The following is a 26,295-nucleotide window of genomic DNA, read 5'->3' on the forward strand; positions in this document are numbered from 1 at the left end:
GATTAATTATTCCAGGCAGTATAAACTATTATATGAAACAATATCAATCTCTCGAATTTTTTATAGCCAATCAAAATCCATTCGAAATGAATATATAGGGGTGAAGCTAACGTGAAGCTGACAACAAAATATCATGGTGAGCAAGTAATCGAAGAAAAAGATATCATTACCTTTGATGAAGGTATTCCCGGTTTTCCGAACGAACAGAAATTTGTGCTTCTTTTATTAACAGATGATCAATCCTTCTTTGTACTTCAGTCTGTGAAGACACCGAATCTAGCATTTGTGGTTACAAGTCCGTTCTTAACGTACCCCGATTATGAATTTAAATTAGATGATGAAATTGTGGAATCATTAGGAGTAACAGAGGAACATATTACGGTGTTTTCGATTGTGACGGCAAGGGATCCTTTCGAAGAGTCGACGATTAATCTTCAGGCTCCGCTTATTATTGATACGAAGAAGGGTAAAGGGAAACAAATCATTTTGAATCAAACAAACTATCAAACCAGAACACCTTTATTTCCAAAAGTAGAAAGCAAGGGGGAGTAAAGTATGCTTATTCTATCGAGGAAAAAAGATGAATCCATATTAGTAGGTTCCGATATTGAAATTACAGTTGTTTCTGTACAGGGCGATCAGGTAAAGCTTGGCATCAAAGCCCCAAAACAAGTCGACGTCTATCGAAAGGAACTATTTGAGGAAATCCAGCATGAAAATGTTGAAGCAGCGGAGATTACGGTTAATATTGGAGATTTGATTAATAACTCTAAAAATAGGACGAAAGACTCATAGAGAGCGATTGAAATCACCCGATACAAATAGTGTACAAGAGAAGGAAAGACGGCCGCTTTTCAACTCTTGTACATAAAAAGGACCACATGGACGTGATCCGTTAAATCAGGGAGGATTTTTTATTATGATTATTAATCACAATATCGCAGCTTTAAACACGCACCGCCAATTGAGTGTTGCTAACAATGCCCAAGCTAAAAACATGGAGAAATTATCTTCAGGTCTACGTATTAACCGTGCCGGAGACGATGCTGCTGGTCTATCCGTTTCCGAAAAAATGCGCAGTCAATTACGCGGCTTAGATCAAGCATCCCGTAACAGTCAGGATGGGATCTCATACCTGCAAACAGCAGAAGGCGCTTTAACTGAAGTTTCTGCAATGGCTCTTCGTTTGAAAGAGTTGGCTGTACAAAAGGAAAACGGAACTTACAATACGGATGACGTGGCGAATATTGACCTAGAAATGGCAGCTTTGGGAACAGAAATCAATAACATTATCAATACAACAGAATTCAATGGTAAAAATGTATTCGCATCTGAAGTTGATATTACGGTAACAGAAGATGCAGCGGTTAAATTGACTATTGCAGCTGCGACATTAGATTCAACAAAAGGTTTAACATCTACAAGTACAGTAGCGGATATTGATACAGCTATTGGTGAAATCAACCTGCAACGTGCTACTTACGGTTCTCAGCAAAACCGTCTAGAGCATACGATTAATAACTTGAATACAACAAATGAAAACTTAACTGCTTCTGAATCTCGTATTCGTGATGTTGACATGGCAAAAGAAATCATGGAGCAAACGAAAAACTCCATTCTTTCTCAAGCTTCTCAAGCGATGCTTGCGCAGGCTAACCAAACACCGCAAAATGTGCTTCAATTGCTGCGTTAATTTTATAGAAATCGGAATCCTCTATGGGTTTCGATTTTTTTTATATAAAAATGTTAAAATTTTATATTAAAACTATTAAATGTTAAAATAAATTTCCGATATAGATTATGTAAGAGAAACAGCCCGAAAAAATTTCATACTGAATACTCAGGACGAGTAAATATTTCTTATTGAATCTTCGCAGGACGCGAATGTGAGATAGGGGATGTTTACTTTTTTTATGTGTACTAAAGCATAAGGAGGGTAATGTTCTCTATGGGGGTCTTACAAACTGATCACTTTTCTCAAGGAGGAGGACCACAACTATGCTAGTACTTGGTAGAAGACCTGGTGAATTTATAAAAATTGGTGATGACATCACTGTAAAGGTCGTTAAAAGTGAAGATGGACACCTTCGCTTAGCTATTGATGCCCCCAAACACGTAAAAATTACGCGTGGGGAACTATTAGATAACCAACAAAACAAATAGATACCTATTTGCTCATGGACGAGCGGTACTAAACTACGATGCAGGAAGCATCCCAGTTTCAGAACCGCTCGTCTTTTTTTTATCTCGTTATTACTGGAAACCCCCATCCTAGGCAACGGGCCAGTTTCCATTAATATATAAATTTAAAATCTAACAGGTGGAAAAGGAAGTCCACCTACACATTCCAAGGAGGAAAATTAAATGATTATCAATCACAATATCACAGCGTTAAACACACACCGTCAATTGGGTGCGGCTACAAATGCACAAGCAGGATCAATGGAGAAATTGGCTTCTGGACAACGTATTAATAAAGCTGGTGATGATGCAGCAGGCCTTTCAATCTCTGAAAAAATGCGCAGTCAAGTTCGTGGTTTAGACCAAGCGGCTAAAAACTCACAAGATGGTATTTCATTAATTCAAACTGCTGAGGGAGCGCTTAATGAAACGCATTCTATTTTACAACGTCAGCGTGAATTAGTTGTTCAATCAGGAAATGCTGGGACTCTTGAAGCGGATGATCTTAAAGCTATTCAAGATGAAATTGGACAACTAAATGATGAGTTAGACGGTATTGCAGAACGCACACAATTTAACGGAAAAAAATTATTAGATGGTAATTATTCTGCAAATTTACAAATTGGAGCAAATAAAGGGCAACAACATACTATAGCTATTAATTCTGGAACAAAAGATGCTAAAGCGGGGTATGATTCTACAGCATTAACTGTTAAAACTATAGTAGCAGATGGTACTTCTTTTGATACAGATATCGCATTGGTAGATGCAGCAATCTCAAAAGTTTCTGCAGCACGTTCTAACCTTGGAGCGAATCAAAATCGCCTAGAGCACACAATTAATAATTTAGGAACAGCGTCTGAAAACCTAACAGCTGCGGAATCTCGTATCCGTGACGTAGATATGGCGAAAGAAATGATGGAACAAACTAAAAATTCTATCCTTTCTCAAGCAGCGCAAGCAATGTTGGCTCAAGCTAACCAACAACCACAAGGAGTTCTTCAACTTCTTCGTTAATTATAATGAAAATTCGGTTTTTCCTAATGGAAAGCCGGATTTTTTAATTTAAAGTAAAGAGTGTATGGTAAGCCTTCATGAACGAATCAACTGCGACATAATCTTCAAAATTGAATGCTCTAAGAGATTCGCATTTTTATCTTCATTTAATTATCCCTTCCTTCCTTAAAATCTCCCCCATCCTACCGATATACCTAATAACAGTGAACTGAATAGTTGGAGGTGCGAGATGGTGAATGGTATTTCGGCTGATATTGGTCATTTGGCTCCACAGTCTTTTACTAAAAGTTCTGTTCCTATAAAAGAGCAGGCTATGGTTCAGAACGTTATTCCTCAACAAGAACAGTCACCTATGACAGATGTACAAATGAAAGAGAAGCTTACAGAAACGACGGAAGCTATGAATAAATTTATAGGTCCGATGCATGCGTCTTTAAAATTCGAGCTTCACGAGGATCTAAATGAATATTATGTAACCGTGGTTGATGATGTAACAGGCAATGTGCTACGTGAAATTCCTCCAAAGAAGATGCTTGATATGTATGCAGCTATGGTAGAGAACATGGCTTTGTTTGTAGACAGAAAAGTTTAAGGATGTGAAAAAATGCGTATTTCCGGTTTAGCTAGTGGTATAGATACCGATACGATGGTTAAACAGCTGATGCAGGCTGAAAGAATCCCTTTAGATAAATTAAAGCAAAATAAACAGACACTTGAGTGGAAACGTGATGATTACCGTTCTATCAATACACTGTTAACGAATTTTCGCCAAGATGTATTGAATATGAAGCTGAGTTCTTCCTATCGTTCCAGAACGACAAGCAGTACAAATGATGCAGCGGTTACAGCCACCGCAACATCTGGCGCGAGCGCAACCAGTTATCAATTATCCGATGTTAAACTAGCGAAAGCTGCTTCTCTTACAACTATAGAATTGTCTGGTAAAAATCCAAAAATGGATTCCAGTAAATCCCTAGAATCCATGTTGGGCAACTTTTCTTCAGCTATCGAATGGAAAACAGGTGTGGTCGAAACACAAAAGTTTACAGCCAACGGGTCACCCATTGATCTTAAATTACCTGACACTGTAGCTATTCAAAATGATCAAGTTCAAATTAAAGTGGCAGGAAAAGTGTTGGAGCAATATTCAAAGGATGCCAAGGGTAATGACGTTAAAAATTATACGATTGATAAAGGAACTATTACATTCGAAAATAATATTCCTGCATCAGGGTCAGCCATCGAAGTAAACTATGTAACCAATAAAAAGGTAGAAAAAATCTCTATAGCTAAAGATGCCACAAGCTTTCAACTTTCTAAAGTAGCCATTAATGAAGGGTCTATGACCCTGAAAGTTGGGGGTAAATCTGTTACGGTTGACGAAAATGGAGACTTTAGTGTTGGTACTATATCTGGTACGGTAAATTTCAAAACAGGTAAGGTTGATCTTAAAACTGCTGCAAGTGAGGATATAGAAATAGAGGCTGAGTATACGAAAAAATATACTGCCATGAACATGAAGACTACAACCTCAAGTGGAGAGATGAGTGAAACATTCTTCATTACTTCTGATCAATCTCTGGATAACGTAATCAGTAAAGTGAATTCATCAAAGCTTGGATTAAACATGTTCTATGATTCATTTACAGACAAAATATCTATGACAAGAAAAGAAACAGGTACCTTTTCCACAGATTTGAAGGATATTCAAATAGATAATTCATCATTAGCTCAAGCCCTTCAATTGACTTCAGCTGATTACAAAGCAGGTTCCAATGCGTTATTAAAAATTAATGGTTTAGAGACTCAGCGGGCAAGTAACACATTCACTATGAATGGTGTCACATTCACGCTTAAGAGTGAATTTACTGAAGCGGTTACGGTTGGAATTAACAATGATACTACTAAAGTGTACGACAACATAAAGGGCTTTGTAGATAAATACAATGAATTAATTGCAACAATCCAAAGTAAGGTCAGCGAGGAACGTAACCGAAACTATTTACCTTTAACAGATGATGAACGTGATAGCTTGAGTGAAAAAGAGGTTGAGAAATGGGAAAATATTGCGAAGACAGGAATGCTGCGCAATGATTCTATTTTAAATGGAGCTTTAGATTCCATGCGGGGGAGCTTTTATAGCTCGGTTAATACATCAACAGGTATGTATTCATCCTTAAGCAGCATCGGAATCACGACAACCTCTGATTACATGGCAGGCGGTAAACTCGAAATCAATGAAACCAAATTAAAACAGGCTTTAGAGGATGATCCTGAAAGTGTAGAAGCTTTATTTGCTTCGGAGGATGGGATTCTATCAAAGCTGCAGAAAAATATATCTGCAGCTACTGACCAGCTGAAGGCAAGAGCGGGAACCTCATTGTCGACCAATGCTACGTTTACGATGGGAAGAGATTTAACCAATATTGATGATCGTATTAGTCGATTTGAGGACAGGCTAGTCCAGGTAGAGAATCGCTACTATAAACAATTCACTGCGATGGAAAAAGCAATTCAACAGGCAAACAGCCAATCAGGATATTTATCATCGATGTTTGCGACTGGTTAATAAAAAGGAGTGTACGTATAAATGGCAATACAAAATCCGTATCAGGCTTATCAAACGAATACTGTTACCACTGCTTCACCGGGAGAATTAACGCTTATGCTGTATAATGGATGCCTGAAATTTATTAAAGCTGCACGAGTTGCGATGGAGTCGAAACAAATCCAGGCCAGACATGAGAATCTTCTAAAGGCGCAAAATATCATTAGTGAATTACGAATCACTTTAAATATGGATATGGAGATCTCACAAAATATGATGGCGATGTATGATTATATCAACAGTCGGTTGATAGAGGCGAATACAAAAAATAATCCTGCTATGTTGGATGAGGCGGAGGAGTTAGTTTTAGAGTTTCGTGATACATGGAAGCAGGCTATTCAACTTAATCGACAAAAGCAATATTCCACAGGCGGACAAGCCTGATTCTATTTAAAGAAGGGCCGAAAGATGAAGTAGATTGTTCATCTTTCGGCCCTTTTCTTTCTATATTACTCGACTATATCTTGATCTTCTATATGAGTGATCCACATATGATGCACACTATTAATAATACCAATCATGAGAATTTGCACAGATCCAAGAATGGCTAAGTTCAATCCTTGTAATCTTCCAGTTATGAAAGAATAGATGTTAAATATGATTAATACAACTAGTAAGCCATTCAGTATATGGATACTTTTACCCCTTTTCATTTCTCATCCTTCTTCCATTTTGATTAAAAACCCTTATGTGTTATTTATACCCATTATTGCCGATTATTTCTGTCATAGCAAGCGTTTTGTTGTATATTAAGAAATTTTTGTTCTTTTTAACGAATATTAGTGCTTAGGCAAACTAGGAAATTGTGTCTATTTCTTTATCACAAACTAATATTTGTAGGCAATTTACCGATAAAAAGAATAAGGAATTTGGACGGAGAGTGAACGCAATGCAGATTCAAGCAATCCATTCGGGGCAAAGCTTAAACGGAAAAAGCAATCAATATTCAGTTGGACAGATCCAGTCTGTAACCATTAAGGAACGGGTATCCGTTAATACAGCTGTTGTTTCTTTAAAAGGGAAAGAGATGAGCATGACGTTTGAAAATGGAGTGCCGGCACAGAACAAGGCTCAAGTTGAGATTACAGCAATTAACAATGACCAATTAACGGTTAAAACTCTTTCAACAAGTCAGCCCGCAGCAGAAGGCCAGGCTCCTACCAAGGTTGAAGAGATTCTGAAAGCGGCCGGTGTTGATGCATCTAATAAAGACTTCCGTCAAGCTGTGCAAATTTTGCAGGAAAAAGGGTATCCACTTTCTAAAGATAGCTTACAGACGATTCAGCGCTTTATGAATACAGAGGCAGGGACAGTGGAGCAAAAATTAGCTACCATTACGGCTTTGGCGGAACGTCAGTTAGAGGTACGCATGCCACAGTTGAAAGCAATTCACTCTGCCTTGCATGGTGAATCGATTGGGAAGATGGTCAGTGAGATTGGAAAAGAGCTTCCGGAGATTTCGAGGATTTCTACACCATCTATTCATCTGCCGATAACTACAATCCGCGATTTAAAATCAGCCATCATACACCAACAGGATTCTGCCAAAATCACTGAACAGGTGATGAAATTTATAAAGGATTCACCAGATCTTTCTCAAGCTGAAAAGAGTGCCATCTTAAAATCTCTGCAGGCTGGTAAAGAAGCTTTACTTCAAATTCTTTCCCTCATTGATAAAAGCAAGGTAGCAGTCACTCCAGTGAATATGGAGGTTTCTGTTCATGGCAAGGAAGTAATGGATTTGATGAAAAGTGTTCAAAAGGATTCTTCCATGGCGATGGTATTTGCAAAAGCAACGGAATTTCTGAGTGGTGACTCTGCGAATCTATTTGAAGGTATTGAACGTCTGACAGGAGTGGTTGAAAAGGCAACAGAGCTTGTGTCCAAGGGTAGAGAATTGTCAGCGCGCAAAGAACTGATGACGGCATTATCAATCATGCAGGAGGAAAACCCAAAATTAATGGATGTAAAACCGGCCAACTCATTAACCGAATCTGAGCAGAATGCAATCAATCAGATCATCCAGGGGCTAAATCTCTCATCAAAAGATGTGATCGTTACTGAAATTAGTAAAAAGCTATCCCAGCTTACGATCGATTTTATACATATAAAAAGAGAGATTACGAGAAATTTGGATCAGTCTATCCAAATGATGGAGCAAAAACAGCCCCAGGTTAAGCAGGTTCTGGAATCTACCATTAAGCAGCTGGATCAAGCTATTTTAAAGGGTGAATTCATGCTTTATACCGATATGTCGACGGAGAAGAAGCTCCTGCAGTCTAGCAGCAGATTGCAGGAAGCAAAGAATTTGCTTATGAGTGGAAAGTTCCTTGAGGCGAATCAGATTGTGAAGGAAGTTAAAGCATCTGTAGAAGGTCTTTTGTTTAAACCGTCTGATGTTAAAGTTAAGCATTTTGTGGCAGGCATGACGAGTAATGTTGGTGAAGATGTATTTACTCAAGGTGCAAAGCCAGAGCAGTCTGGACGTAATGTGCTGGAGTTGATTCGGAAACTTGGGATGATGAATGAACATGAGGTGGCGAAATCTTTTTTGAATGGAAAACAGCCTGAAATGCCGCAAACTGTAAAATCCTCTCTGCTTTCGATCTTGCAATCTGACCAGCTTAATCCGAAGCTGGCTCAGCAGGTGGAACAGGCTGTTCAAAATCTAACCGGTCAGCAGCTTCTAGCTAAGCCTGACTCATCCGGTATGCAGAATCTGGCCATGCAGCTTCCGCTTTTACTTCATAAGGAAGTTGAGAATGTGAAAGTATTTGTAAACTCTCAATCTGATAAGGATCAAATTGATTGGGAGAACTGCAGCCTTTACTTTGTGATGGAGACCAAGCGGCTTGGTGAGATTGGGATTTCGCTGACGGCAACCAATCGAAATTTGTTCCTAACCTTTAAAAGTGATAAGGAAGATTTACAGCAATCAATGACTCGGATATCGGATTCATCGCTTGATCGGTTCAAGGAAATTGGTTATTCGATTGGCTCGGTTCAATTTAAACCGATGACCGTGGAAACGAAGAGCTCAGAACGAGAGGCAAGTCCAACAGTCCAAACAGCCTTTACGAAAAAGGGGTATGACATAACGATATGAGACAGCAATATTTCAATCAAATGAACCGTAAAAAGATGAATGGACCGACCGCTGCCGTCATCAGGTACGATGAACAAAATGGAGAGGCCCCGCAGTTAGTCGCTCAGGGAACTGGGGAAGTAGCCAGAAGGATTATTGAAACAGCTAAGAAAAATGATATTCACCTGCAGGAGGATGAGTCATTGGTCAGCCATCTTTTGGACATTGACCTTGGAGATTCGATTCCTCCGCAGCTTTATGCAGTGATTGCTGAAATCCTCCTTTTATTAGAAGAGCTCGATAAACAATATAACTAGCCCGTCGATATATAAAATAAGAGGACATGGAGGTTTTTGTGAATGGAATTTTTAACAGAGGAACTTATTGTGCAAAAATCATCTCAGGAATTAACGGCATTGCTGTATGAAGGACTATTAACCAATTTATATGAAGCAATTGATCAAATAGACGAGCCTAATTTATTCCAGGCTAATAAAAGCCTGCAAAGGGCCAGTGATATCGTTCATCGACTTGGTGTGGGACTTCGGTATGAAGCAGGCCCAATTACGGAGAATTTGGACACCCTCTATAATTTCCTGGCTGATGAGCTGATCCGGGTAAATCTAACTAAGAATACGGATAGCATTTCATTTCTGATCAAAATCGTTGAGACCCTATCCACTGCCTGGAATGATGCCATGCAACTGAAAAATAATGCAAAGGCTGATTCGTTAATTAAGATGGTATCGGCCTATGAAAATAACGTGATGAGGAAAAAATTCTAATAGAATGAGGGAGCATTTCCATGAAAATTAATCATAATATATCTGCCTTGAATGCCTATCGTAATCTATCAACTAATACAACCAATACAAATAAAAGCTTAGAAAAGCTATCATCTGGGCTTCGTATTAATAAAGCTTCGGATGATGCAGCGGGACTAGCTATTTCAGAGAAAATGCGTTCACAAATTCGCGGTCTAAATATGGCGGAACGAAATGCCCTTGATGGAGTTTCTCTCATTCAAACAGCAGAAGGCTCCTTGTCATCTGTCCATGAAATGCTGCAGCGTATGAGAGAGTTAACGGTTCAAAGCGCGAATGGGACGTATACGAATGAAGATCGTGAAGCCATCCAGGAAGAGTATAATCAGCTTACAGCAGAAATTGATCGTGTTAGTGAAACGACTGAGTTTAATAGTGCGAAGCTATTAGATGGAAGCCAATCTGAATTTAGTTTTCAAATAGGCGCTAATGCAGGCCAAACGATTGAGTTAACGATAAATAAAATGAATGCTGAAGAACTCGGATTAGGAACCGCAGCTGCACCATTAAATGTGAAAACAGCAGAGGCTGCGAATGCTGCTCTTTCAAAAATTGATGCAGCGATCGCGGCCGTTTCTGCTGAGCGTTCCAACTTAGGTGCGATGCAGAATCGTCTGGAGCATACGATTACGAATTTACAAACAATGAGTGAAAACGTAACCTCTGCAGAATCACGGATTCGTGATGTAGATATGGCTCTTGAGATGACTGAGTTCACAAAGAATACCATTTTAAATCAGGCAGCACAGGCCATGTTGGCACAAGCCAACCAACTTCCACAGGGTGTGCTACAATTATTGAAGTAACAAAGTTGAGGTGATCTCATGGAGGTACAACGAGTAGGCAGGACTGGTTTGCAAAAGGTCAGTTCTAAGGAAGAGGTAGCCAAGGATTCGATTGCCTTTAAAGAGGTTATGGGAACCAGGCGCAATGATTTGACTCTTGAGCGATTGACACGGAAAATGCAGGAGATTGAGGAGCAGGGCAAGAGGCTCGGTGAAACTCAGTCGGTTGATCATTTGCGAAAATATAAGAAGCTTGTGAAAGAATTTTTAGATGATGCCGTAAAAAATGGGCTGCAATTAGAGGAGCATCGCGGTTTTAATCATCGTGGATCAGCAAAGGTGTATAAGCTTGTAAAAGAAGTGGATAAAAAGCTGGTTGACCTCACAAATGCTGTCCTTGATAAGGAAGATAAACGTATACATTTATTAGGCATGATTGGCGAAATCCAAGGAATGCTCATTAATATTTATACGTAATGGGGGTTTGGCCTTGGCTTTTACCGAAGTCAGGGCTTTTTTAAATGAGAGACAGAGGAGCTCGGTTTATGATGAGTGCACTGCGGGAATATTTTCAGGTAACAAGGGAAGCGATAGAGGTATTAAGTGATTTGAGCTGGGAAAAAGACCGCGAGATCGCTATTTCTAGGCTGGATGAAATCATTCGTATTCGGGAAAGTCTGCAAAAAGATATACAGCCTCCTTTTACTGACGAGGAAAAAAAGCTTGGCGAGTTATGTGTGAAGCTGAATGAAGAACTGGCGAAAGCAATGGCCAAACGGAGAATGGAAGTGGCTCGGAACCTTAAAATGGTACGGGAGCAAAGGCAGCATAATCAAAAATATGCCAACCCCTATGAGGCGATTTTGACAGATGGAGTTTATTACGATAAGAGGAAATGATTACCTCAAATGAATTATCATGAGAAGTAGTGCTTTTTTGTTGTTGAATAGGGTATACTATATATGAATTCCTTGAAAATCCTGAATATTTAAACTTAAACAAATTGTCGATATAGGCAGGATTTTTAAAAGGGATTAGAGAATATTATAGTTATAGAGTAGAAAAGGAGGACTCACTTATGAATTATAACATTCGTGGTGAAAACATTGAGGTAACTCCAGCAATCAGAGAATATGTAGAGAAAAAAATCGGAAAATTGGAAAGATACTTTACAGAAACACCTGATGCAAACGTACATGTCAATCTGAAGGTGTACAATGATAAAACAACAAAAGTTGAAATCACTATTCCGCTACCTAACCTAGTGCTACGTGCAGAGGAAACAAATACAGATATGTATGCAGGTATCGATTTAATTAACGATAAATTGGAAAGACAAATTCGTAAATATAAAACAAAAGTTAACCGTCGTTCTCGTGAAAGCGGTAAAGAGTTATTCACTTTTCCAGCTGGAGAAGTCGGTGTTGAGCAAGAAGAGGATGATAAATTAGAAGTTGTGCGTGTGAAACGCTTTGATCTTAAACCAATGGACAGCGAAGAAGCAATTCTTCAAATGGACATGCTAGGACACAATTTCTTCATCTATACTGATGCAGAAACTGACGGCACTCACATCGTTTACAAACGTAAAGATGGCAAATACGGCTTAATTGAAGCACAAAGCTAATTTTATACTTGATAATGGGCAGCTCCTGTAAGGGGGCTGCTTTTTCATTGAATGATCGTGATCAGAAAATGGGCATAAATCCATCTCGTTCAATCAAAACTTGAACTTATTGAAACCTCATCTATGGAGGCACCTAGTCTACTATGTTTGTGTATCAATTCTATTATAATTAGAAATCAGCCTAACCATTTATGAGGAAACCTCTCTTCAATATTTAAGCCCTTCATGCAATTTCTCTATCAAAATTTCAAAGCTCAGTTATGAACTTAAGTATATTTTGAGGTAAAATAACCCAAAAATATCATGTGTGTACACACTCCTTCTGTTGTTTTGTCCATTTGTAAGTGTTACTATTAATGTGAAATTTAAAAATATGAACGATTATTAATCTATATCATTCTAGGGCTAATGAACCCTGTACAGATAAGAGGAGAGACTGCTTAATGGGGATTTTGAATAAATTGTTTGACCCTAATAAATCTGAGCTTAAACGCCTGAATAAGGCTGCAAATAAAATAGAAGCTTTGGCATCTGCCATGGAAGCTTTGTCTGATGAAGAACTGTCTGCTAAAACAACGGAATTTCAAGAACGTTACGCGGGTGGAGAGAAACTCGATGATATACTGCCTGAGGCATTTGCAGTAGTCAGAGAAGCATCACGCCGTGTCCTTGGCATGTATCCTTTCCAGGTTCAATTAATGGGGGGTATCGCCCTTCATGAAGGTAATATTTCTGAGATGAAAACAGGGGAAGGTAAAACATTGACCTCCACTATGCCTGTTTACTTAAATGCGATTACTGGTAAAGGTGTTCATGTCATTACAGTCAATGAATACTTAGCAAGCCGTGACGCCACTGAAATGGGGCAATTATTTAACTTCCTTGGGCTTTCAGTCGGCTTGAATCTTACTGGAATGAGCCGTGAAGAGAAACAGGAAGCGTATAATGCCGATATTACCTATGGTACAAATAACGAGTTTGGGTTTGATTATTTACGTGACAATATGGTGCTGTATAAGGAACAGATGGTACAGCGTCCGCTTCATTATGCTGTAATAGATGAGGTTGACTCCATCCTGATTGATGAAGCACGTACGCCATTGATTATCTCTGGTTCCGCTCAAAAATCAACTCAGCTTTATATACAGGCGAATGCCTTTGTCCGTACTTTATCAAAAGAAAGAGATTACACATACGACGAAAAGACAAAAGGTGTTCAGCTGACTGAAGAAGGAATGAGCCGTGCTGAAAAAGCATTCGGCATTGATAACTTATTCGATATTAGCCATGTTGCCTTGAACCATCATATTAACCAGGCGTTAAAAGCGCACGTTTCCATGCATTTGGATGTGGATTATGTGGTTCAGGATGGCGAGATTGTCATCGTTGACCAATTTACCGGACGTCTAATGAAAGGTCGCCGTTATAGTGATGGCTTGCATCAGGCTATCGAAGCGAAAGAAAACCTCGATATCCAGAATGAAAGCATGACACTTGCGACGATTACGTTCCAAAACTACTTCCGTATGTATGAAAAGCTTGCTGGTATGACTGGTACAGCGAAGACTGAGGAAGAGGAATTCCGTAATATTTATAATATGAATGTTATAGCGATTCCAACGAACCGCGACATCGTGCGTGATGACCGTGCAGACTTGATTTTTGCCTCTATGGAAGGGAAATTCAAAGCGGTCGTTGAGGATATCGCTGAACGCCATGCGAAGGGTCAGCCAGTATTGGTTGGTACAGTGGCGATTGAAACGAGTGAATATGTATCTGAATTATTGAAGAAAAAAGGAATTCCGCATAGTGTCCTGAATGCGAAGCAGCATGAACGCGAAGGAAATATCATCCTTGATGCCGGTCAGCCAGGTGCCGTAACAATTGCTACGAATATGGCGGGCCGTGGTACAGATATCAAGCTTGGTGAAGGTGTGAAGGAAGTGGGCGGTCTTGCGGTTATCGGTACGGAGCGTCATGAAAGCCGCCGTATTGATAATCAGCTGCGTGGACGTTCCGGTCGTCAGGGAGATCCTGGTGTTACACAATTCTATCTTTCATTAGAGGATGAATTGATGCGCCGTTTTGGATCTGACAATATTAAGAGCATGATGTCCCGTCTCGGTATGGAGGATGACCAACCGATTCAAAGTAAAATGGTATCTAAAGCCGTTGAATCTGCGCAAAAACGAGTTGAAGGTAATAACTATGATGCCCGTAAACAATTGCTTGAATATGATGATGTACTTCGTCAACAACGTGAGATTATTTATAAGCAGCGTTTTGATGTACTATCAAGTGAGAATCTGCGTGAAATCGTAGAGACTATGATTCGTTCCTCTCTGCAGCGCAATGTCTATGCCTTTGCGCCTGATGTGGAAAGCGAAGAGTGGCATATTGAAGGATTGCTTGATTATGTCTATGCCAACCTTCTGCCTGAAGGTACTTTTAATGCTGAGGAATTAAAAGAGCTTGATGGGGAAGAATTAATTGAATTAATTTATGGCAAAATCATTGAAAAATACAATGAGAAGGAAGAAGAGCTTTCTTCTGAGCAAATGCGTGAGTTTGAAAAGGTAATTGTATTGCGTGCGGTTGATAGCAAGTGGATGGATCACATTGATACAATGGAACAATTGAGACAAGGTATTCATTTACGTGCCTATGCTCAAATCAATCCGCTCAATGAATATCAGCAAGAAGGTTTTGCGATGTTCGAAGCCATGATTTCTGCGATTGAGGATGATGTGGCTAAATACATCATGAAAGCTGAGATCCGCAATAATCTCGAGCGTGAAGAGGTTGTGAAAGGGCAAGCTGTTAATCCGAAGGGTGATGAAGGAGAGACAGTTAAGAAAAAACCGAAACGCAATGAAGAATCCGTTGGGCGAAATGCTCCGTGTCCATGCGGAAGCGGTAAGAAATATAAGAATTGCCATGGAAGATAAATAAGACATGTCAGTATCTTTAAACGACGTTGACGCGTATAATAAGATATGTTAAATAAAGAGGGACGGCTAAAGGATAGGCCGGCTCTCTTTTTCCTGAAAAGGAGATTTCAATTGTGAGTAACAAGCTTTGTAAAAATAGATGAGGTGAACGTAAATGGAAATAGCAGAAATTCGTAACGAGTTAGAAAAAACAGCCACACGTTTGGCGGACTTTAGGGGGTCTCTTTGACTTAGAAGAAAAAGAAGCCCGTATTATGGAATTGGACGAGATCATGTCCGAACCATCATTTTGGAATGACCAAGCGAAAGCGCAGGGAATTATTAACGAGGCAAATGGCTTGAAGGATCAAGTGGGCGAATTTAATGCATTAAATGAGTCATACGAGAATTTGGATTTGACCTTTGAATTAATTAAGGAAGAGCCAGATGTAGATCTCCAGGAAGAACTGGAGAGCGAGCTTATGGAACTATCCGAGAGATTGAATGCGTTTGAGCTTCAGCTGTTATTGAGTGAAGAATATGACAAGAATAATGCCATTTTAGAGCTTCATCCAGGTGCAGGCGGAACGGAATCTCAGGATTGGGCATCCTTACTGCTGCGTATGTATACAAGATGGGCTGAAAAGAAAGGCTTCAAGGTAGAAACACTTGATTATCTCCCTGGTGATGAAGCTGGAGTTAAAAGCGTAACGCTAGGCATTCGAGGCCACAATGCGTATGGCTATTTGAAGGCAGAAAAAGGCGTACACCGCCTAGTACGTATCTCGCCGTTTGACTCCTCAGGACGTCGTCATACCTCTTTCGTTTCCTGTGAGGTAATGCCTGAATTCAATGATGAGATTAATATCGAAATTCGTACAGAGGATTTGAAAATTGATACGTATCGTGCGAGCGGTGCCGGTGGTCAGCATATCAATACAACAGATTCTGCCGTTCGGATCACTCATTTACCAACGAATACAGTGGTCAGCTGCCAAACTGAGCGCTCCCAAATCAAGAACCGTGAAACAGCTATGAAAATGCTGAAATCCAAGCTTTATCAACTGGAAATCGAGCAACAAGAAGCTGAATTGGCAGAAATTCGTGGAGAACAAAAGGAAATTGGCTGGGGAAGTCAAATCCGTTCCTATGTATTCCATCCATATTCCATGGTTAAGGACCATCGTACAAATGCCGAAACTGGGAATATTCAGGCTGTCATGGATGGAGATTTAGATATGTTCATCGATGCTTATTTACGTTCAAAATTATCCTAATTCATATAGAACTTTTAAAGGATCAGCTAATTTAGCTGGTCTTTTTTAATTTAATTTTTTAATGAATTTTTTAATTATTTTGTAATTTCTGTAACTTTTATCCGTTTTATACGGTATTATTAATAGGTGTAATTTTTGAAAGGAAGTGATGGCATGAATGATACGGCTCTTGAAGTGAAGTCATTAACGAAAAAGATTGGCAGCACTGTTATTGTCAATGATGTTAGTTTCAGCGTTAAAAAGGGTGAAATTTTCGGACTGCTTGGTCCGAATGGTGCTGGTAAGACAACGATTATCAGAATGATTGCCAGTCTAATTAATCGTACGAACGGCCAGGTTCTTATTAATGGGCATGATCTGGATAGGGATTTTGAAGGGGCTATGCATGATTTAGGGGCAATTGTAGAGAACCCGGAGTTTTACAAATATATGACCGGCCGGAAGAATATGATCCATTATGCCCGTATGGCTAAAGAAAAGATTAAAACAGAGCGGATTGATGAAGTTGCTCGCTTGGTAAAGCTAGACCATGCGATGGATAAAAAGGTAAAGACCTATTCGCTGGGAATGCGACAGCGTCTTGGGGTTGCGCAGGCTGTGCTGCATCGTCCTCAGTTATTAATCCTCGATGAACCAACAAACGGATTGGACCCACAAGGAATACGAGAATTCCGTGATTATTTACGTCAATTAGCCAATGAGGGAATAGGTGTGCTAATTTCCTCTCATTTATTATCCGAGATGCAATTAATGTGTGATCGTTTTGCCGTTATTGAGAAAGGAAAGCTCATACATATAGAAAATAATATTATAGAAGAAAAAGAGGAAGACCTAAGAGAAGTGGTTTTCTCCATCAATAATGTATTGGCAGCAGTCAATGTAATTAAAGAGCAATTTTCAAGTCTGAATATTGTAAAGCAGGATAAAAAGATGATTACCCTCCAGGCAACACGCGAAGATATTGCCAAAGTAAATCGACAGTTAAATGAAGCAGAAGTAGATGTTTATGAAATTAATGTTGTGAAGAAAACGCTTGAAGATCGATTCTTCGAGATTACAGAGCAAGAGGAGGTGCGAGTATGATTTCATTGATTAAAAATGAATGGATGAAAATTTTCTCTAAAATGTCTTCGTATATATTTATCGGCTTTTTGCTAGTTGCTCTAGTAGGGAGTGCTATTCTAGTAAAGACCATGAATAATGCAGATGATTGGAAAGTGAAGGAAGAGAATAACATACAGTCCCAGCAAGCTGTTTTGGATGATCCGAAGACGTCTGAGGAAGAAAAAGAGTGGATTCAAGAAGATATTGCCCGAAGTCAGAAATTATTGGATACTGGTATCAATCCTAACCAAGAAACAAGTTGGACCTTTATGGTCAATTGGGTTACGTCAATCGCATCTTTTGTGACCTTATTTGCTGTTATTATCTGCAGCGCCTCAGTGTCCGCGGAGTTCTCTGATGGAACAATTAAGCAATTATTAATTCGTCCGCATCGGCGCTGGAAAGTTCTTCTCTCGAAATATATAACAACTTTATTATATGCAGCTACAATGGTGGTTGTATTAAGTGTTGCAGGATACCTTGTCGGGTTAATTTTCTTTGGTTCAGCATCATTCACAGATAAGATGATCGACCCTACAAGTTTTGAGGAAGTCATAACATTAGAAGCAGGCCCATACTTTTTTGAGCTTATGCTATTTTGGGTTCCAGGCTTCCTCATCATTATAACGATGGCTTTTATGTTGAGCACTTTGTTTAAAAGCCAGGCAATCGCAGTCGGTATATCTGTTTTCATCTTGTTTGCTTCTTCAACCTTAAATATGTTAATCACCTCCCTTGTTGAACGATATGAATGGTTAAAATTTGTTTTGTTCCCTCACATAGATTTGAGAAGATATATTATGGAAAGTGCGCCTATGTTTGAGGGTGCGACGGTTGGTCTCTCACTCGGTGTGTTGGCTGCTTACTATGTACTGTTTATCGCGATAACCTTTATTGTTTTCAATAAGAAAGATATTTCGATTTAATTATAATAGGTGCCCTTTACGGGGTGCCTTTTTCTTTGCCATTTGGCGCGATTATTGTCTGACTTTTTCATCTTTTGTTGCCTTTCATTGTTTCATAGTGAATTATCGTATAGAATGAATATACTTTATTAAATGTTTAGACGGAGGCTTTTGCAATTGTGAAGAAAAAAAGAAACGCACAGAAGGAATCACATCCTTACTTCAATCTAATTAAGGATTATTTATATGTTCTGATCGGCTCTGCCATTGTGGCCATCTCCTTTAATATGTTTTTATTGCCGACAAAAGTTGCATCCGGTGGGGTCAGCGGAATCAGTACGATTACGTATAATGTATTCGGATGGGAGCCGGCCTTTGTGCAATGGGCCTTTAATATTCCGCTTTTTATAGCTGGGGTTATACTGCTCGGTACGCATTTTGGAATTAAAACGGCTGTAGGAACGATCTTTTTCCCATTCGTTGTTTTCCTGACGAGTAACTGGTCTCCATGGACTCAGGATCCTTTATTGGGAGCTTTATTTGGTGGGATTGGTGTTGGTTTGGGACTTGGAATAGTATTCCTTGGAAAAGCTTCAACTGGCGGTACTGATTTAGCGGCGCAAATTGTTAATAAATATACCGGGCTTTCTTTAGGAACCTGTGTTGCCGCCATTGATGGCTTAATCGTACTGGCTGCTTGTCTTGTATTTGATATCGAGCAAGGTCTTTATGCATTGATTGGATTATATGTAACGAGCAAAACCATTGATTTAGTCCAAGTCGGCATTAATCGCTCTAAAACGGTTATGATCATTACCAATCATGAAACAGAAGTAAGAAGAGCTATTTTGGAAGAAGTGGATCGCGGGGTTACAAGAATATCTGCCCATGGCGGTTATACAGAGAGTGAACGTCCGGTATTAATGTGTGTAATTGATCAAACTGATTTCACAAAACTGAAACAAGTAGTTCAACGTATTGATGACCAGGCATTTGTCGTCGTTATGGATGCTGCTGAGGTACTTGGAGAGGGTTTTAAAAAATCCTAGATACAGCTAAAATAAGGGTATACAAATGTTTTCCTAATATTGGGAGGGTACTTCCTTGAAGAACTATTTGCATTTTGGCATAGCAGTTGTTATCATTGCCCTTGTTGGTTGTACAACTCATTCGGGTACTGAGAAAAACGAAACAGCCTCATCCACTCCCATTTCGATTGCTAATGATGGAAGTGAAGCGGCAAGGATTTATGAACAAAAATGTTCAAATTGCCATGGAGACACACTTGAAGGCCGAATTGGTCCTGGGTTGGTTTCTGTAGGTGAAAAATTATCCGTGCAAGAAATTGAAGCAATCATTAATGATGGGGCACCTGCCATGCCAGGCGATTTGATTGCAGAGGATGATGCTAAAAAAGTGGCTGAATGGCTTAGCAATAAGCAGTGAAGTATTTTAATAGAATTTACCAAACCGGAGGAGATTATCTTACCGGTTTCTGTTTGTCCTTTAATTAATTGAATAGGTTAAATGACCTCTTCTCTAAGATTGCAACTTGAGTACAATGAACCACAGGCATAGTTAATACTATATTTACGGTATCTGACAAAAAAGGTAATAGAGTTGAAATATAAATGTAATATAAACGTGGTTTTTCTGACATTTTATGATGTTATAATAAAATCGTGACAAAAGATGGATTTTTCCATCATAAAACAAGAAATAACGACACCTGTCGATAAAGCATAGAGGTACTATACACAACATGAAGGTAGAAAAAGGTGAAAACGACATGATAGAAATGATTAATGTTCAAAAGACATATCCTAATGGCGTTTCAGCAGTCAAGGGCCTAAATGTAAAAATCAAATCAGGAGAATTTGTTTACGTTGTTGGACCAAGTGGCGCAGGGAAGTCTACATTTATTAAGATGATGTACCGCGAAGAAAAACCGACAAGTGGTACGATCATGATCAATGGCAGGAATATTGCCAATATCAAAAACTCGAAGGTGCCTCTTTTAAGAAGAGATATCGGGGTAATTTTCCAGGATTATAAACTGTTGAATAATCTTACAGTCTATGAAAATGTAGCCTTTGCTCTGGAAGTAACAGAGGAAAGACCACAGGTCATTAAGCAAAAGGTTATGGACGTGCTTGATTTAGTTGGTTTAAAGCATAAGGTTCGTATGATTCCAACTGAATTGTCCGGGGGAGAACAACAAAGGGTAGCGATTGCCCGATCCATCGTTCGCTCGCCTAAGCTGGTAATTGCAGATGAGCCGACTGGTAACCTGGATCCAGAAACATCATGGGAAATCATGAAGATTTTCGAAGAAATCAATAGTCTCGGTACAACAGTTGTGATGGCAACGCATAATAAAGAGATTGTTAATACACTACAACATAGAGTTATTGCGATAGAGAATGGATACATCGTGCGTGATGAACAGAAGGGGGAATATGGCTATGAACTTTAGAACCTTCCTCCGACATATAAAAGAAAGCTTCAAAAATATTGGCAGAAACGGCTGGATGACATTTGCTTCTGTCAGCGCCGTAACAGTTACACTATCTTTAGTTGGTGTATTTGTTGTTATTATGATGAACTTAAATAACTTTGCCAGCAGCATTGAGAGTGATGTTGAAGTACGTGTCCATGTGGATCGCACTGCTACTGAAGAACAAAGGATTCAACTTGAGAGTAATCTAGAAAAATTAGGGGAAGTAGATTCTATTACTTTTTCCCCGAAAGAAGATGAATTAAACAACCTGATTGAAAATATGGGTGATCAGGGAAGTGCCTTTGAACTCTTTGAGCAGGACAATCCTCTGAACGATGTATATATCATCAAAACATATCGCCCTGACGATGTCGCAAAGGTTGCGGAAGAAGCAGGAAAAATGGATTATGTTGAAACTGTCAAATACGGACAAGGCTTCGTTGAAAAAATGTTTAAAATAGTCGATACATCACGGAATGTAGGGATTGTTTTAATCGCAGCCTTGTTATTTACGGCGATGTTCTTGATATCCAATACGATTAAAATTACCATCTTCGCAAGAAGACGTGAAATTGAAATTATGAGATTAGTAGGTGCCACAAATGGATTTATCCGTTGGCCGTTTTTCCTTGAAGGATTATGGCTCGGCATCATGGGATCTATTATTCCAATAGCGATTATTGCTGTAGGGTATAAGTTCCTTTACGATAATTTTGCATTAGGTTTAACCATTGATTACATGAGCCTACTTCCATACAATCCATTTATCATTCAGGTCTCCCTATTGATTGTCCTGTTTGGAGCTTTGATTGGTATTTGGGGAAGTTTAATGTCGGTTCGTAAGTTTTTGAAAATATAACCATCTAAATTTCAAACATTATCAATTGTGCCCCTTGTAACAAAGGGGCCTACATAGAATAGACAGATTGTGTTACCTAGTATGAAAGGGGAAAGTCACGTGAAGAAGACTATTGTTGCATTAAACACAGCGCTAGTGCTGGGTTTTGCTGGCCTCTTTGGAGGCAGTGTTCAAGCAGCATCCATTGATTCTTTACAACAAAAGAAGAATAACATCCAAGAAAAGAAATCAGCTGTTGAAACAGATATCTCAGAAGCAAACGGTAAAATCAATCAGATTGAATCTCAAAAAGCTGAAGTAAAAGCAGAACTTAATAAATTACAAAAATCAATAACTGAAACACAAGAGAAAATTAAAGAGAAAAATAGCCAAATTACTTCAACACAAGAGAAAGTTACAAGTTTAAAAGAAAGCATTAAAGAAATTGAGGACAGAATTGAAACTCGCAATGAGATTTTAAAAGAACGGGCTCGCTCCTACCAGCAAAATGGTGGAGGAGTGAATTATTTAGAGGTTGTTTTTGGAGCCAGCAGTTTTGGTGAATTTGTTGAACGTGTAGGTGCTGTATCCACTATTATGCAAGCGGATAAGGATATCTTAACGGAACAAGAAAATGATAAAGCTGACTTGGTTGCAAAAAAAGAAGAAGTTGAAGATAAGCTCAATAAATTAAATGCAATGAAACAAGAGCTGGTAACTATAAATGAAAAGCTTGATGGCCAGAAGGTCGAAAAAAATAAATTAATGGCTATTCTAAAATCCGAACAGGCTGAACTTGAAGAAGAAAAACTAAGCCTGGAGGAGGAAAAGCAATTATTGGCGAGTCAAGCAGAAGCTGTGAAAAAAGCCATTCAACAAGAAAAGGACCGTCAGGCAGAAGAAGCTAAAAAGGTTTCTGCAAGCACAGGCGGGGGAAATGGTAATACAGTATCTGCGCCGGCCATTACGTCCGGTAAATTTATGCGCCCTGCAGCAGGATATGTATCCTCAGGATTTGGCGGAAGATGGGGAAGAAACCATAATGGGATTGATATTGCCAAGTCAGGTACAGTTCCAGTCGTAGCTTCGGCAGCCGGTGTCGTAACAAGGTCAAATTTTTCAAGTTCCTATGGGAATGTTATCTACCTGTCGCACTATATAGATGGACAAGTTTATACAACAGTCTATGCCCATTTGAGATCAAGAAATGTTTCTGAGGGTCAAACAGTAAGTAAGGGCCAACAAATCGGAATCATGGGAAATACGGGTCGCTCATTTGGACAGCATTTACATTTTGAATTATACGTAGGTGAATGGACTGCTTCTAAAAAGAATGCTGTAGATCCATTGAAATATTTAAGTGGTATGTAAGTTGAAAGATGCACGTAACGCAGTTCTATATTGAACTGCGTTTTTTTATTCATGGGGTAAATGTGAATATGCTAGCAAAGAAACCCGAAATATGTCGGTTTACCTACTATTTTGGTGGATAAATAAAGTGTACTATTTAGACAACGCCTGCTAAAATTTGTATTATGGTATAGAATTTTACAAATAGTGAGGTGTGGCATGGAGGGTGTTATTTTGAAGGATTATCTGATCAAGGACGATCAACAGTTTACTGATTTTATCAGTAAACAAAAAGAACTCTATGATCCTACACAAATCGATTTACATAGTATTATATTTTCGCTGAATGATTTATTTCCTAATAACTATGAAAAACAGAAATATTTTCTGAAGGAATATTATATCAATTGCAGAGATGCTATAAAACCTCACATTTTAATGGAATACTTTACGATGCAGGGGGATACGAAAGAAGTAGAATCCCTCCTTCAAACTGAGAGAGAATTCGACAGTCCGGAGATGAGGACATGGCTCTCAATCTATTCCATCCTAAGTAAGCGAAGAGATGGTCTTTTAACTGGTACGGATTTAATTGATGCCATTTTTAAGGTGAAGAATACGAGTAATGAAACGCTTATTCTTTCATTAATTATTCATCTATATGGAATCAGCGAAACAGGCCTATATGAACCTTTTCATAAGGTCAGGCGTGTTATCGTACCAATGGTTGAATTAATGGATAATGATTTCCTGCGTGAATCATATTCAATCCGTTTGGCTGAGATGGAAGTTCTCACCTACCTGTATATGAATAAAATTGATCTCTGCAGAGAAAAATGCATGAAAGTGATTGAAAGACGCGAATTGGAAGTATATTTTCCTGTTATCTATTCCGTTTTCTATCACACATTGGGTCAATCCTTTATGTTTGAAAATTATCAGGTGGCAAAATACTGGCTAAATAAATCAATGGCTACTTTAAGTTCCCTGCCAGCCGATATACAATCCAAAAGGATGAGTTTTTTAATAAATACTATGGAGTTTTTGAACTCTTTTTGGGGAGTCGATACTGACTCAATACCAAAGGATGAAGCAGAAAAAGCCCATCGCTATCTTGTAACAGGACGAACAGAAGAGGCTTTGCATATATTAGATAATCTGAAAAAAGAGAATGGGTATTTAACTTCGTATCAGCTGTTTTTTTATAGCATCGCAACTGATAATGAAAAATTAATGCAAGTTGCCAGAGATGTTTTTACATCAAACTCAAACTTTTTTTATCTTCAACTATTGAACTCCGAGAATGTACATAGATACAAAGCAAGATTGGGAGGTGAATAGGTTTATGAAGCGAATAGCTGGGTTTGTCATCACGTTATGCATACTGACTTGCGCTTTTGGAAGTGCTGCAGTATTTGCTAAAGATCCAGGACCGATTGCTCCGGGTGCCAGTCAAAAATTAGATAAATAATCATACTATGTACAAGCCTTTCATACAGTATATAGTAGGACTAAGCATTGCACATTTATACGTGCAGTGCTTTTTTAATTGATAGAACTATGAAAGGAGCGATCTATGAAAAATAAATGGTACTGGTTATTTTCTGTAGCCATCTTTCTATTAGTTGTTACAATCGCTGGCTTGTGGTGGAAGTATGTGACATTGGAGAATACGCTTGAATCGAAGAATCAAAAAGAGAATCAGGCTGATTCCTGGCCCCAGTTTGATAAAGTACGACAGGCATATGATATTATTACGTCTAATTACGTAGAGCGTATAGATGGAGCGCAGCTGACTGAGGGAGCTATTAAAGGGATGCTTGGGGAGCTCAAAGATCCATATTCGGTATATATGGATGAAGAGACTTCGTCACAGTTTCAACAAACATTGGATTCCAGGTTTCAGGGAATTGGAGCTGAGATAAGTTTTATGGACGGGAAGTTTATCATTGTGTCACCATTTAAAAATTCCCCGGCCGAACGATCCGGTATAAAACCTGGTGATGAAATTATCCGTATTGATAGTAAGGATGTTAAGGGATTGGAACTATATGATGTGGTTTCCCTGATACGTGGGAAGATTGGAACTAAAGTGACGATAGACATTAAAAGAAACGGCAATGATCAGCCAATCACGTTTTTAGTGGAGCGTGATGAGATTCCGATTGAAACAATCCACACGGCTATAAAGAAAGTAAGGGATAAAAAAATTGGTTATATCCAAATCACCTCATTCAGTGAAGAAACTGCAGAGGATTTTCTGGAAGATCTAAAAGGTCTGGAAGAGGATAAGGTGGATGGACTTTTGATTGATGTAAGGGGAAATCCTGGAGGACTGTTAACAAGTGTTCAGGAAATCCTGGAGGTATTTGTAACGAATGAACATCCTTATATTCAAATTCAAGAGCGAAATGGCAAAAAGAATAAATTTTTCTCTACTTTAAAAAGTGAGAAGGAGTACCCGATTGCTGTGCTTATTAATAAGGGAAGCGCATCAGCTTCAGAAATATTTGCCGGTGCCATGCAGGAAGCGGAAGGTTATCCATTGATTGGCGAGAAAACATTTGGAAAAGGGACTGTTCAGCAGCCTGTTTCAATGGGGGATGGTAGTACCATTAAGTTAACCTTCTATAAATGGCTGACACCAAATGGTACGTGGATTCATAAAAAGGGTATTGCTCCGACGATGTCCGTTCATCAGGATAGCTACTATACCTTACAGCCCCTTGTTGTTACGGGAGACCTGCGGAAGGATATGAATAATAAACAGGTGAAGACACTGCAGCAGATGTTAGAGGGATTGGGATATGCACCAGGGCGTACAGATGGTTATTTTAGCAGTAAGACAGAGAAGGCTGTCCTAGCCTTTCAGCGGATGCATAAATTGCCGGTTACAGGGAGTGTTGATCAGGATGTCGCAGCTAAGCTCCAGCAGGCCGTAGTGGATAAGATTAAGGATGAAAAAAATGACCGTCAGCTGCAAACTGGTTTAAGTTGGTTGGCCCAGCAATAGCATTCGGGTCATGGTATGAGAATATAAAGTGCCTTGTTTTCTTAAAGGTGAATATCAAAAAAGTGAAGGCTATGAGCCTTCATTTTTTTGTATGCTGATTCATCCATTATTATTGTAATTCGTTACCGATCCTTTTGTTTCTTTGCAGGGAGGACATCTTAGAAGTTCTTGGTGAGTTTTGTAGTATAGTGACTATCTGAAAAGAATTGATAGGAAAGGAGGGGGGGATTTGATAGAATATTAAGTAAGTG

At 39.0% G+C, this 26,295-nt stretch carries 28 protein-coding genes; 27 read left to right on the forward strand and 1 reads right to left on the reverse strand.

The window, feature by feature from the left end; genetic code table 11:
• Window positions 1-111 precede the first annotated feature (111 nt).
• The 8 genes from fliW to fliS (FHY45_RS13630) all read left to right on the forward strand — a co-directional run bounded on the left by fliW (window position 112) and on the right by fliS (FHY45_RS13630) (window position 6,190).
• On the forward strand, window positions 112-552 hold the full coding sequence (gene fliW, locus FHY45_RS13595) for a flagellar assembly protein FliW (RefSeq protein ID WP_139892169.1): 441 nt from the start codon (window positions 112-114) through the stop codon (window positions 550-552).
• A gap of 3 nt (window positions 553-555) precedes the next feature.
• Entirely contained in the window at window positions 556-795 is a 240-nt protein-coding gene (csrA, locus tag FHY45_RS13600) for a carbon storage regulator CsrA (RefSeq protein WP_139892170.1), read from the forward strand.
• A gap of 124 nt (window positions 796-919) precedes the next feature.
• A complete protein-coding gene (locus FHY45_RS13605) occupies window positions 920-1,693 on the forward strand; it encodes a flagellin N-terminal helical domain-containing protein (protein WP_139892171.1) in 774 nt (257 codons plus the stop codon).
• 305 nt (window positions 1,694-1,998) lie between these two features.
• Window positions 1,999-2,163 (forward strand): carbon storage regulator, encoded by a 165-nt coding sequence (locus FHY45_RS13610; protein WP_066106037.1) that lies wholly within the window; start codon window positions 1,999-2,001, stop codon window positions 2,161-2,163.
• Window positions 2,164-2,364: 201 nt separating this feature from the next.
• Window positions 2,365-3,198, forward strand: coding sequence for a flagellin Hag (gene hag, locus FHY45_RS13615; protein ID WP_139892172.1), 834 nt, complete (start codon window positions 2,365-2,367; stop codon window positions 3,196-3,198).
• Window positions 3,199-3,427: 229 nt separating this feature from the next.
• Window positions 3,428-3,790, forward strand: coding sequence for a flagellar protein FlaG (gene flaG / locus FHY45_RS13620; RefSeq protein ID WP_139892173.1), 363 nt, complete (start codon window positions 3,428-3,430; stop codon window positions 3,788-3,790).
• A 12-nt stretch (window positions 3,791-3,802) separates the two neighbouring features.
• Window positions 3,803-5,767: a flagellar filament capping protein FliD gene (gene fliD, locus FHY45_RS13625; RefSeq protein ID WP_139892174.1), complete on the forward strand. Its 1,965-nt coding sequence runs from the start codon at window positions 3,803-3,805 to the stop codon at window positions 5,765-5,767.
• 21 nt (window positions 5,768-5,788) lie between these two features.
• Window positions 5,789-6,190 (forward strand): flagellar export chaperone FliS, encoded by a 402-nt coding sequence (gene fliS / locus FHY45_RS13630; protein WP_139892175.1) that lies wholly within the window; start codon window positions 5,789-5,791, stop codon window positions 6,188-6,190.
• Window positions 6,191-6,255: 65 nt separating this feature from the next.
• On the opposite strand, the gene FHY45_RS13635 is transcribed toward fliS (FHY45_RS13630), so the two are convergent.
• Entirely contained in the window at window positions 6,256-6,459 is a 204-nt protein-coding gene (locus tag FHY45_RS13635) for a hypothetical protein (protein ID WP_139892176.1), read from the reverse strand.
• 236 nt (window positions 6,460-6,695) lie between these two features.
• Between FHY45_RS13635 and FHY45_RS13640 the strand changes: the two genes are divergently transcribed.
• The 19 genes from FHY45_RS13640 (at window position 6,696) to FHY45_RS13725 (ending at window position 26,044) form a co-directional block, all read left to right on the forward strand.
• Window positions 6,696-8,912 carry a hypothetical protein gene (locus tag FHY45_RS13640; protein WP_139892177.1) on the forward strand — a complete coding sequence of 739 codons (2,217 nt, stop codon included), beginning with the start codon at window positions 6,696-6,698 and terminating at the stop codon, window positions 8,910-8,912.
• On the forward strand, window positions 8,909-9,208 hold the full coding sequence (locus tag FHY45_RS13645) for an EscU/YscU/HrcU family type III secretion system export apparatus switch protein (protein ID WP_139892178.1): 300 nt from the start codon (window positions 8,909-8,911) through the stop codon (window positions 9,206-9,208). Before FHY45_RS13640 ends, FHY45_RS13645 begins: the two co-directional genes overlap by 4 nt.
• Window positions 9,209-9,250: 42 nt before the next feature.
• Window positions 9,251-9,676, forward strand: coding sequence for a flagellar export chaperone FliS (gene fliS / locus FHY45_RS13650; RefSeq protein ID WP_139892179.1), 426 nt, complete (start codon window positions 9,251-9,253; stop codon window positions 9,674-9,676).
• A 20-nt stretch (window positions 9,677-9,696) separates the two neighbouring features.
• Window positions 9,697-10,521, forward strand: coding sequence for a flagellin N-terminal helical domain-containing protein (locus FHY45_RS13655; protein WP_139892180.1), 825 nt, complete (start codon window positions 9,697-9,699; stop codon window positions 10,519-10,521).
• An 18-nt stretch (window positions 10,522-10,539) separates the two neighbouring features.
• Window positions 10,540-10,977 (forward strand): YaaR family protein, encoded by a 438-nt coding sequence (locus FHY45_RS13660; protein WP_066106067.1) that lies wholly within the window; start codon window positions 10,540-10,542, stop codon window positions 10,975-10,977.
• 68 nt (window positions 10,978-11,045) lie between these two features.
• On the forward strand, window positions 11,046-11,399 hold the full coding sequence (gene fliT, locus FHY45_RS13665; RefSeq protein ID WP_139892181.1) for a flagellar protein FliT: 354 nt from the start codon (window positions 11,046-11,048) through the stop codon (window positions 11,397-11,399).
• 179 nt (window positions 11,400-11,578) lie between these two features.
• Window positions 11,579-12,127: a ribosome hibernation-promoting factor, HPF/YfiA family gene (hpf, locus tag FHY45_RS13670; protein WP_066106072.1), complete on the forward strand. Its 549-nt coding sequence runs from the start codon at window positions 11,579-11,581 to the stop codon at window positions 12,125-12,127.
• Window positions 12,128-12,570: 443 nt separating this feature from the next.
• Window positions 12,571-15,075, forward strand: coding sequence for a preprotein translocase subunit SecA (gene secA, locus FHY45_RS13675; RefSeq protein ID WP_139892182.1), 2,505 nt, complete (start codon window positions 12,571-12,573; stop codon window positions 15,073-15,075).
• 157 nt (window positions 15,076-15,232) lie between these two features.
• A protein-coding gene (gene prfB / locus FHY45_RS13680) for a peptide chain release factor 2 (RefSeq protein WP_139063848.1) occupies window positions 15,233-16,334 on the forward strand; the annotation gives its coding sequence in 2 pieces (ribosomal slippage) (window positions 15,233-15,304 and window positions 15,306-16,334; 1,101 coding nt in all).
• Between the two features lie 153 nt (window positions 16,335-16,487).
• The gene (locus FHY45_RS13685; protein ID WP_139892183.1) at window positions 16,488-17,417 is read left to right on the forward strand and encodes an ABC transporter ATP-binding protein; all 930 of its coding nucleotides are present in this window, start codon (window positions 16,488-16,490) and stop codon (window positions 17,415-17,417) included.
• Window positions 17,414-18,364 (forward strand): ABC transporter permease, encoded by a 951-nt coding sequence (locus FHY45_RS13690; protein ID WP_139892184.1) that lies wholly within the window; start codon window positions 17,414-17,416, stop codon window positions 18,362-18,364. The genes FHY45_RS13685 and FHY45_RS13690 overlap by 4 nt, the downstream gene beginning before the upstream one ends.
• Before the next feature lie 158 nt (window positions 18,365-18,522).
• The gene (locus FHY45_RS13695) at window positions 18,523-19,392 is read left to right on the forward strand and encodes a YitT family protein (protein ID WP_373925481.1); all 870 of its coding nucleotides are present in this window, start codon (window positions 18,523-18,525) and stop codon (window positions 19,390-19,392) included.
• Between the two features lie 55 nt (window positions 19,393-19,447).
• Window positions 19,448-19,789 carry a c-type cytochrome gene (locus FHY45_RS13700; RefSeq protein ID WP_139892186.1) on the forward strand — a complete coding sequence of 114 codons (342 nt, stop codon included), beginning with the start codon at window positions 19,448-19,450 and terminating at the stop codon, window positions 19,787-19,789.
• A 343-nt stretch (window positions 19,790-20,132) separates the two neighbouring features.
• Window positions 20,133-20,819 (forward strand): cell division ATP-binding protein FtsE, encoded by a 687-nt coding sequence (gene ftsE / locus FHY45_RS13705; RefSeq protein WP_066106856.1) that lies wholly within the window; start codon window positions 20,133-20,135, stop codon window positions 20,817-20,819.
• On the forward strand, window positions 20,809-21,702 hold the full coding sequence (ftsX, locus tag FHY45_RS13710) for a permease-like cell division protein FtsX (protein WP_066106086.1): 894 nt from the start codon (window positions 20,809-20,811) through the stop codon (window positions 21,700-21,702). Before ftsE ends, ftsX begins: the two co-directional genes overlap by 11 nt.
• 99 nt (window positions 21,703-21,801) lie before the next feature.
• Window positions 21,802-23,052: a murein hydrolase activator EnvC family protein gene (locus FHY45_RS21145; RefSeq protein WP_306821555.1), complete on the forward strand. Its 1,251-nt coding sequence runs from the start codon at window positions 21,802-21,804 to the stop codon at window positions 23,050-23,052.
• 213 nt (window positions 23,053-23,265) lie between these two features.
• Window positions 23,266-24,372 (forward strand): AimR family lysis-lysogeny pheromone receptor, encoded by a 1,107-nt coding sequence (locus tag FHY45_RS13720; protein ID WP_139892188.1) that lies wholly within the window; start codon window positions 23,266-23,268, stop codon window positions 24,370-24,372.
• 4 nt (window positions 24,373-24,376) lie between these two features.
• The gene (locus FHY45_RS20990; protein WP_257469103.1) at window positions 24,377-24,502 is read left to right on the forward strand and encodes a hypothetical protein; all 126 of its coding nucleotides are present in this window, start codon (window positions 24,377-24,379) and stop codon (window positions 24,500-24,502) included.
• 105 nt (window positions 24,503-24,607) lie between these two features.
• Complete coding sequence (locus FHY45_RS13725; protein WP_139892189.1) at window positions 24,608-26,044, forward strand: S41 family peptidase; 1,437 nt, start codon at window positions 24,608-24,610, stop codon at window positions 26,042-26,044.
• The last annotated feature ends 251 nt before the right edge of the window (window positions 26,045-26,295 follow it).

Source organism: Bacillus sp. D386, from assembly GCF_006346415.1.

Bases quoted from the DNA above. Each gene is read 5' to 3' on its own strand.
- FHY45_RS13610 (WP_066106037.1), top strand. From the start codon at position 1,999: ATGCTAGTACTTGGTAGAAGACCTGGTGAATTTATAAAAATTGGTGAT.
- ftsX (WP_066106086.1), top strand. From the start codon at position 20,809: ATGAACTTTAGAACCTTCCTCCGACATATAAAAGAAAGCTTCAAAAAT.
- secA (WP_139892182.1), top strand. From the start codon at position 12,571: ATGGGGATTTTGAATAAATTGTTTGACCCTAATAAATCTGAGCTTAAA.
- FHY45_RS13605 (WP_139892171.1), top strand. From the start codon at position 920: ATGATTATTAATCACAATATCGCAGCTTTAAACACGCACCGCCAATTG.
- flaG (WP_139892173.1), top strand. From the start codon at position 3,428: ATGGTGAATGGTATTTCGGCTGATATTGGTCATTTGGCTCCACAGTCT.
- FHY45_RS13685 (WP_139892183.1), top strand. From the start codon at position 16,488: ATGAATGATACGGCTCTTGAAGTGAAGTCATTAACGAAAAAGATTGGC.
- fliS (WP_139892179.1), top strand. From the start codon at position 9,251: ATGGAATTTTTAACAGAGGAACTTATTGTGCAAAAATCATCTCAGGAA.
- csrA (WP_139892170.1), top strand. From the start codon at position 556: ATGCTTATTCTATCGAGGAAAAAAGATGAATCCATATTAGTAGGTTCC.
- fliD (WP_139892174.1), top strand. From the start codon at position 3,803: ATGCGTATTTCCGGTTTAGCTAGTGGTATAGATACCGATACGATGGTT.
- hag (WP_139892172.1), top strand. From the start codon at position 2,365: ATGATTATCAATCACAATATCACAGCGTTAAACACACACCGTCAATTG.
- FHY45_RS13660 (WP_066106067.1), top strand. From the start codon at position 10,540: ATGGAGGTACAACGAGTAGGCAGGACTGGTTTGCAAAAGGTCAGTTCT.
- FHY45_RS13655 (WP_139892180.1), top strand. From the start codon at position 9,697: ATGAAAATTAATCATAATATATCTGCCTTGAATGCCTATCGTAATCTA.
- FHY45_RS20990 (WP_257469103.1), top strand. From the start codon at position 24,377: ATGAAGCGAATAGCTGGGTTTGTCATCACGTTATGCATACTGACTTGC.
- FHY45_RS13690 (WP_139892184.1), top strand. From the start codon at position 17,414: ATGATTTCATTGATTAAAAATGAATGGATGAAAATTTTCTCTAAAATG.
- hpf (WP_066106072.1), top strand. From the start codon at position 11,579: ATGAATTATAACATTCGTGGTGAAAACATTGAGGTAACTCCAGCAATC.
- FHY45_RS13645 (WP_139892178.1), top strand. From the start codon at position 8,909: ATGAGACAGCAATATTTCAATCAAATGAACCGTAAAAAGATGAATGGA.
- ftsE (WP_066106856.1), top strand. From the start codon at position 20,133: ATGATAGAAATGATTAATGTTCAAAAGACATATCCTAATGGCGTTTCA.
- FHY45_RS13635 (WP_139892176.1), bottom strand. From the start codon at position 6,459: ATGAAAAGGGGTAAAAGTATCCATATACTGAATGGCTTACTAGTTGTA.
- fliS (WP_139892175.1), top strand. From the start codon at position 5,789: ATGGCAATACAAAATCCGTATCAGGCTTATCAAACGAATACTGTTACC.
- FHY45_RS13725 (WP_139892189.1), top strand. From the start codon at position 24,608: ATGAAAAATAAATGGTACTGGTTATTTTCTGTAGCCATCTTTCTATTA.
- fliT (WP_139892181.1), top strand. From the start codon at position 11,046: ATGATGAGTGCACTGCGGGAATATTTTCAGGTAACAAGGGAAGCGATA.
- FHY45_RS13640 (WP_139892177.1), top strand. From the start codon at position 6,696: ATGCAGATTCAAGCAATCCATTCGGGGCAAAGCTTAAACGGAAAAAGC.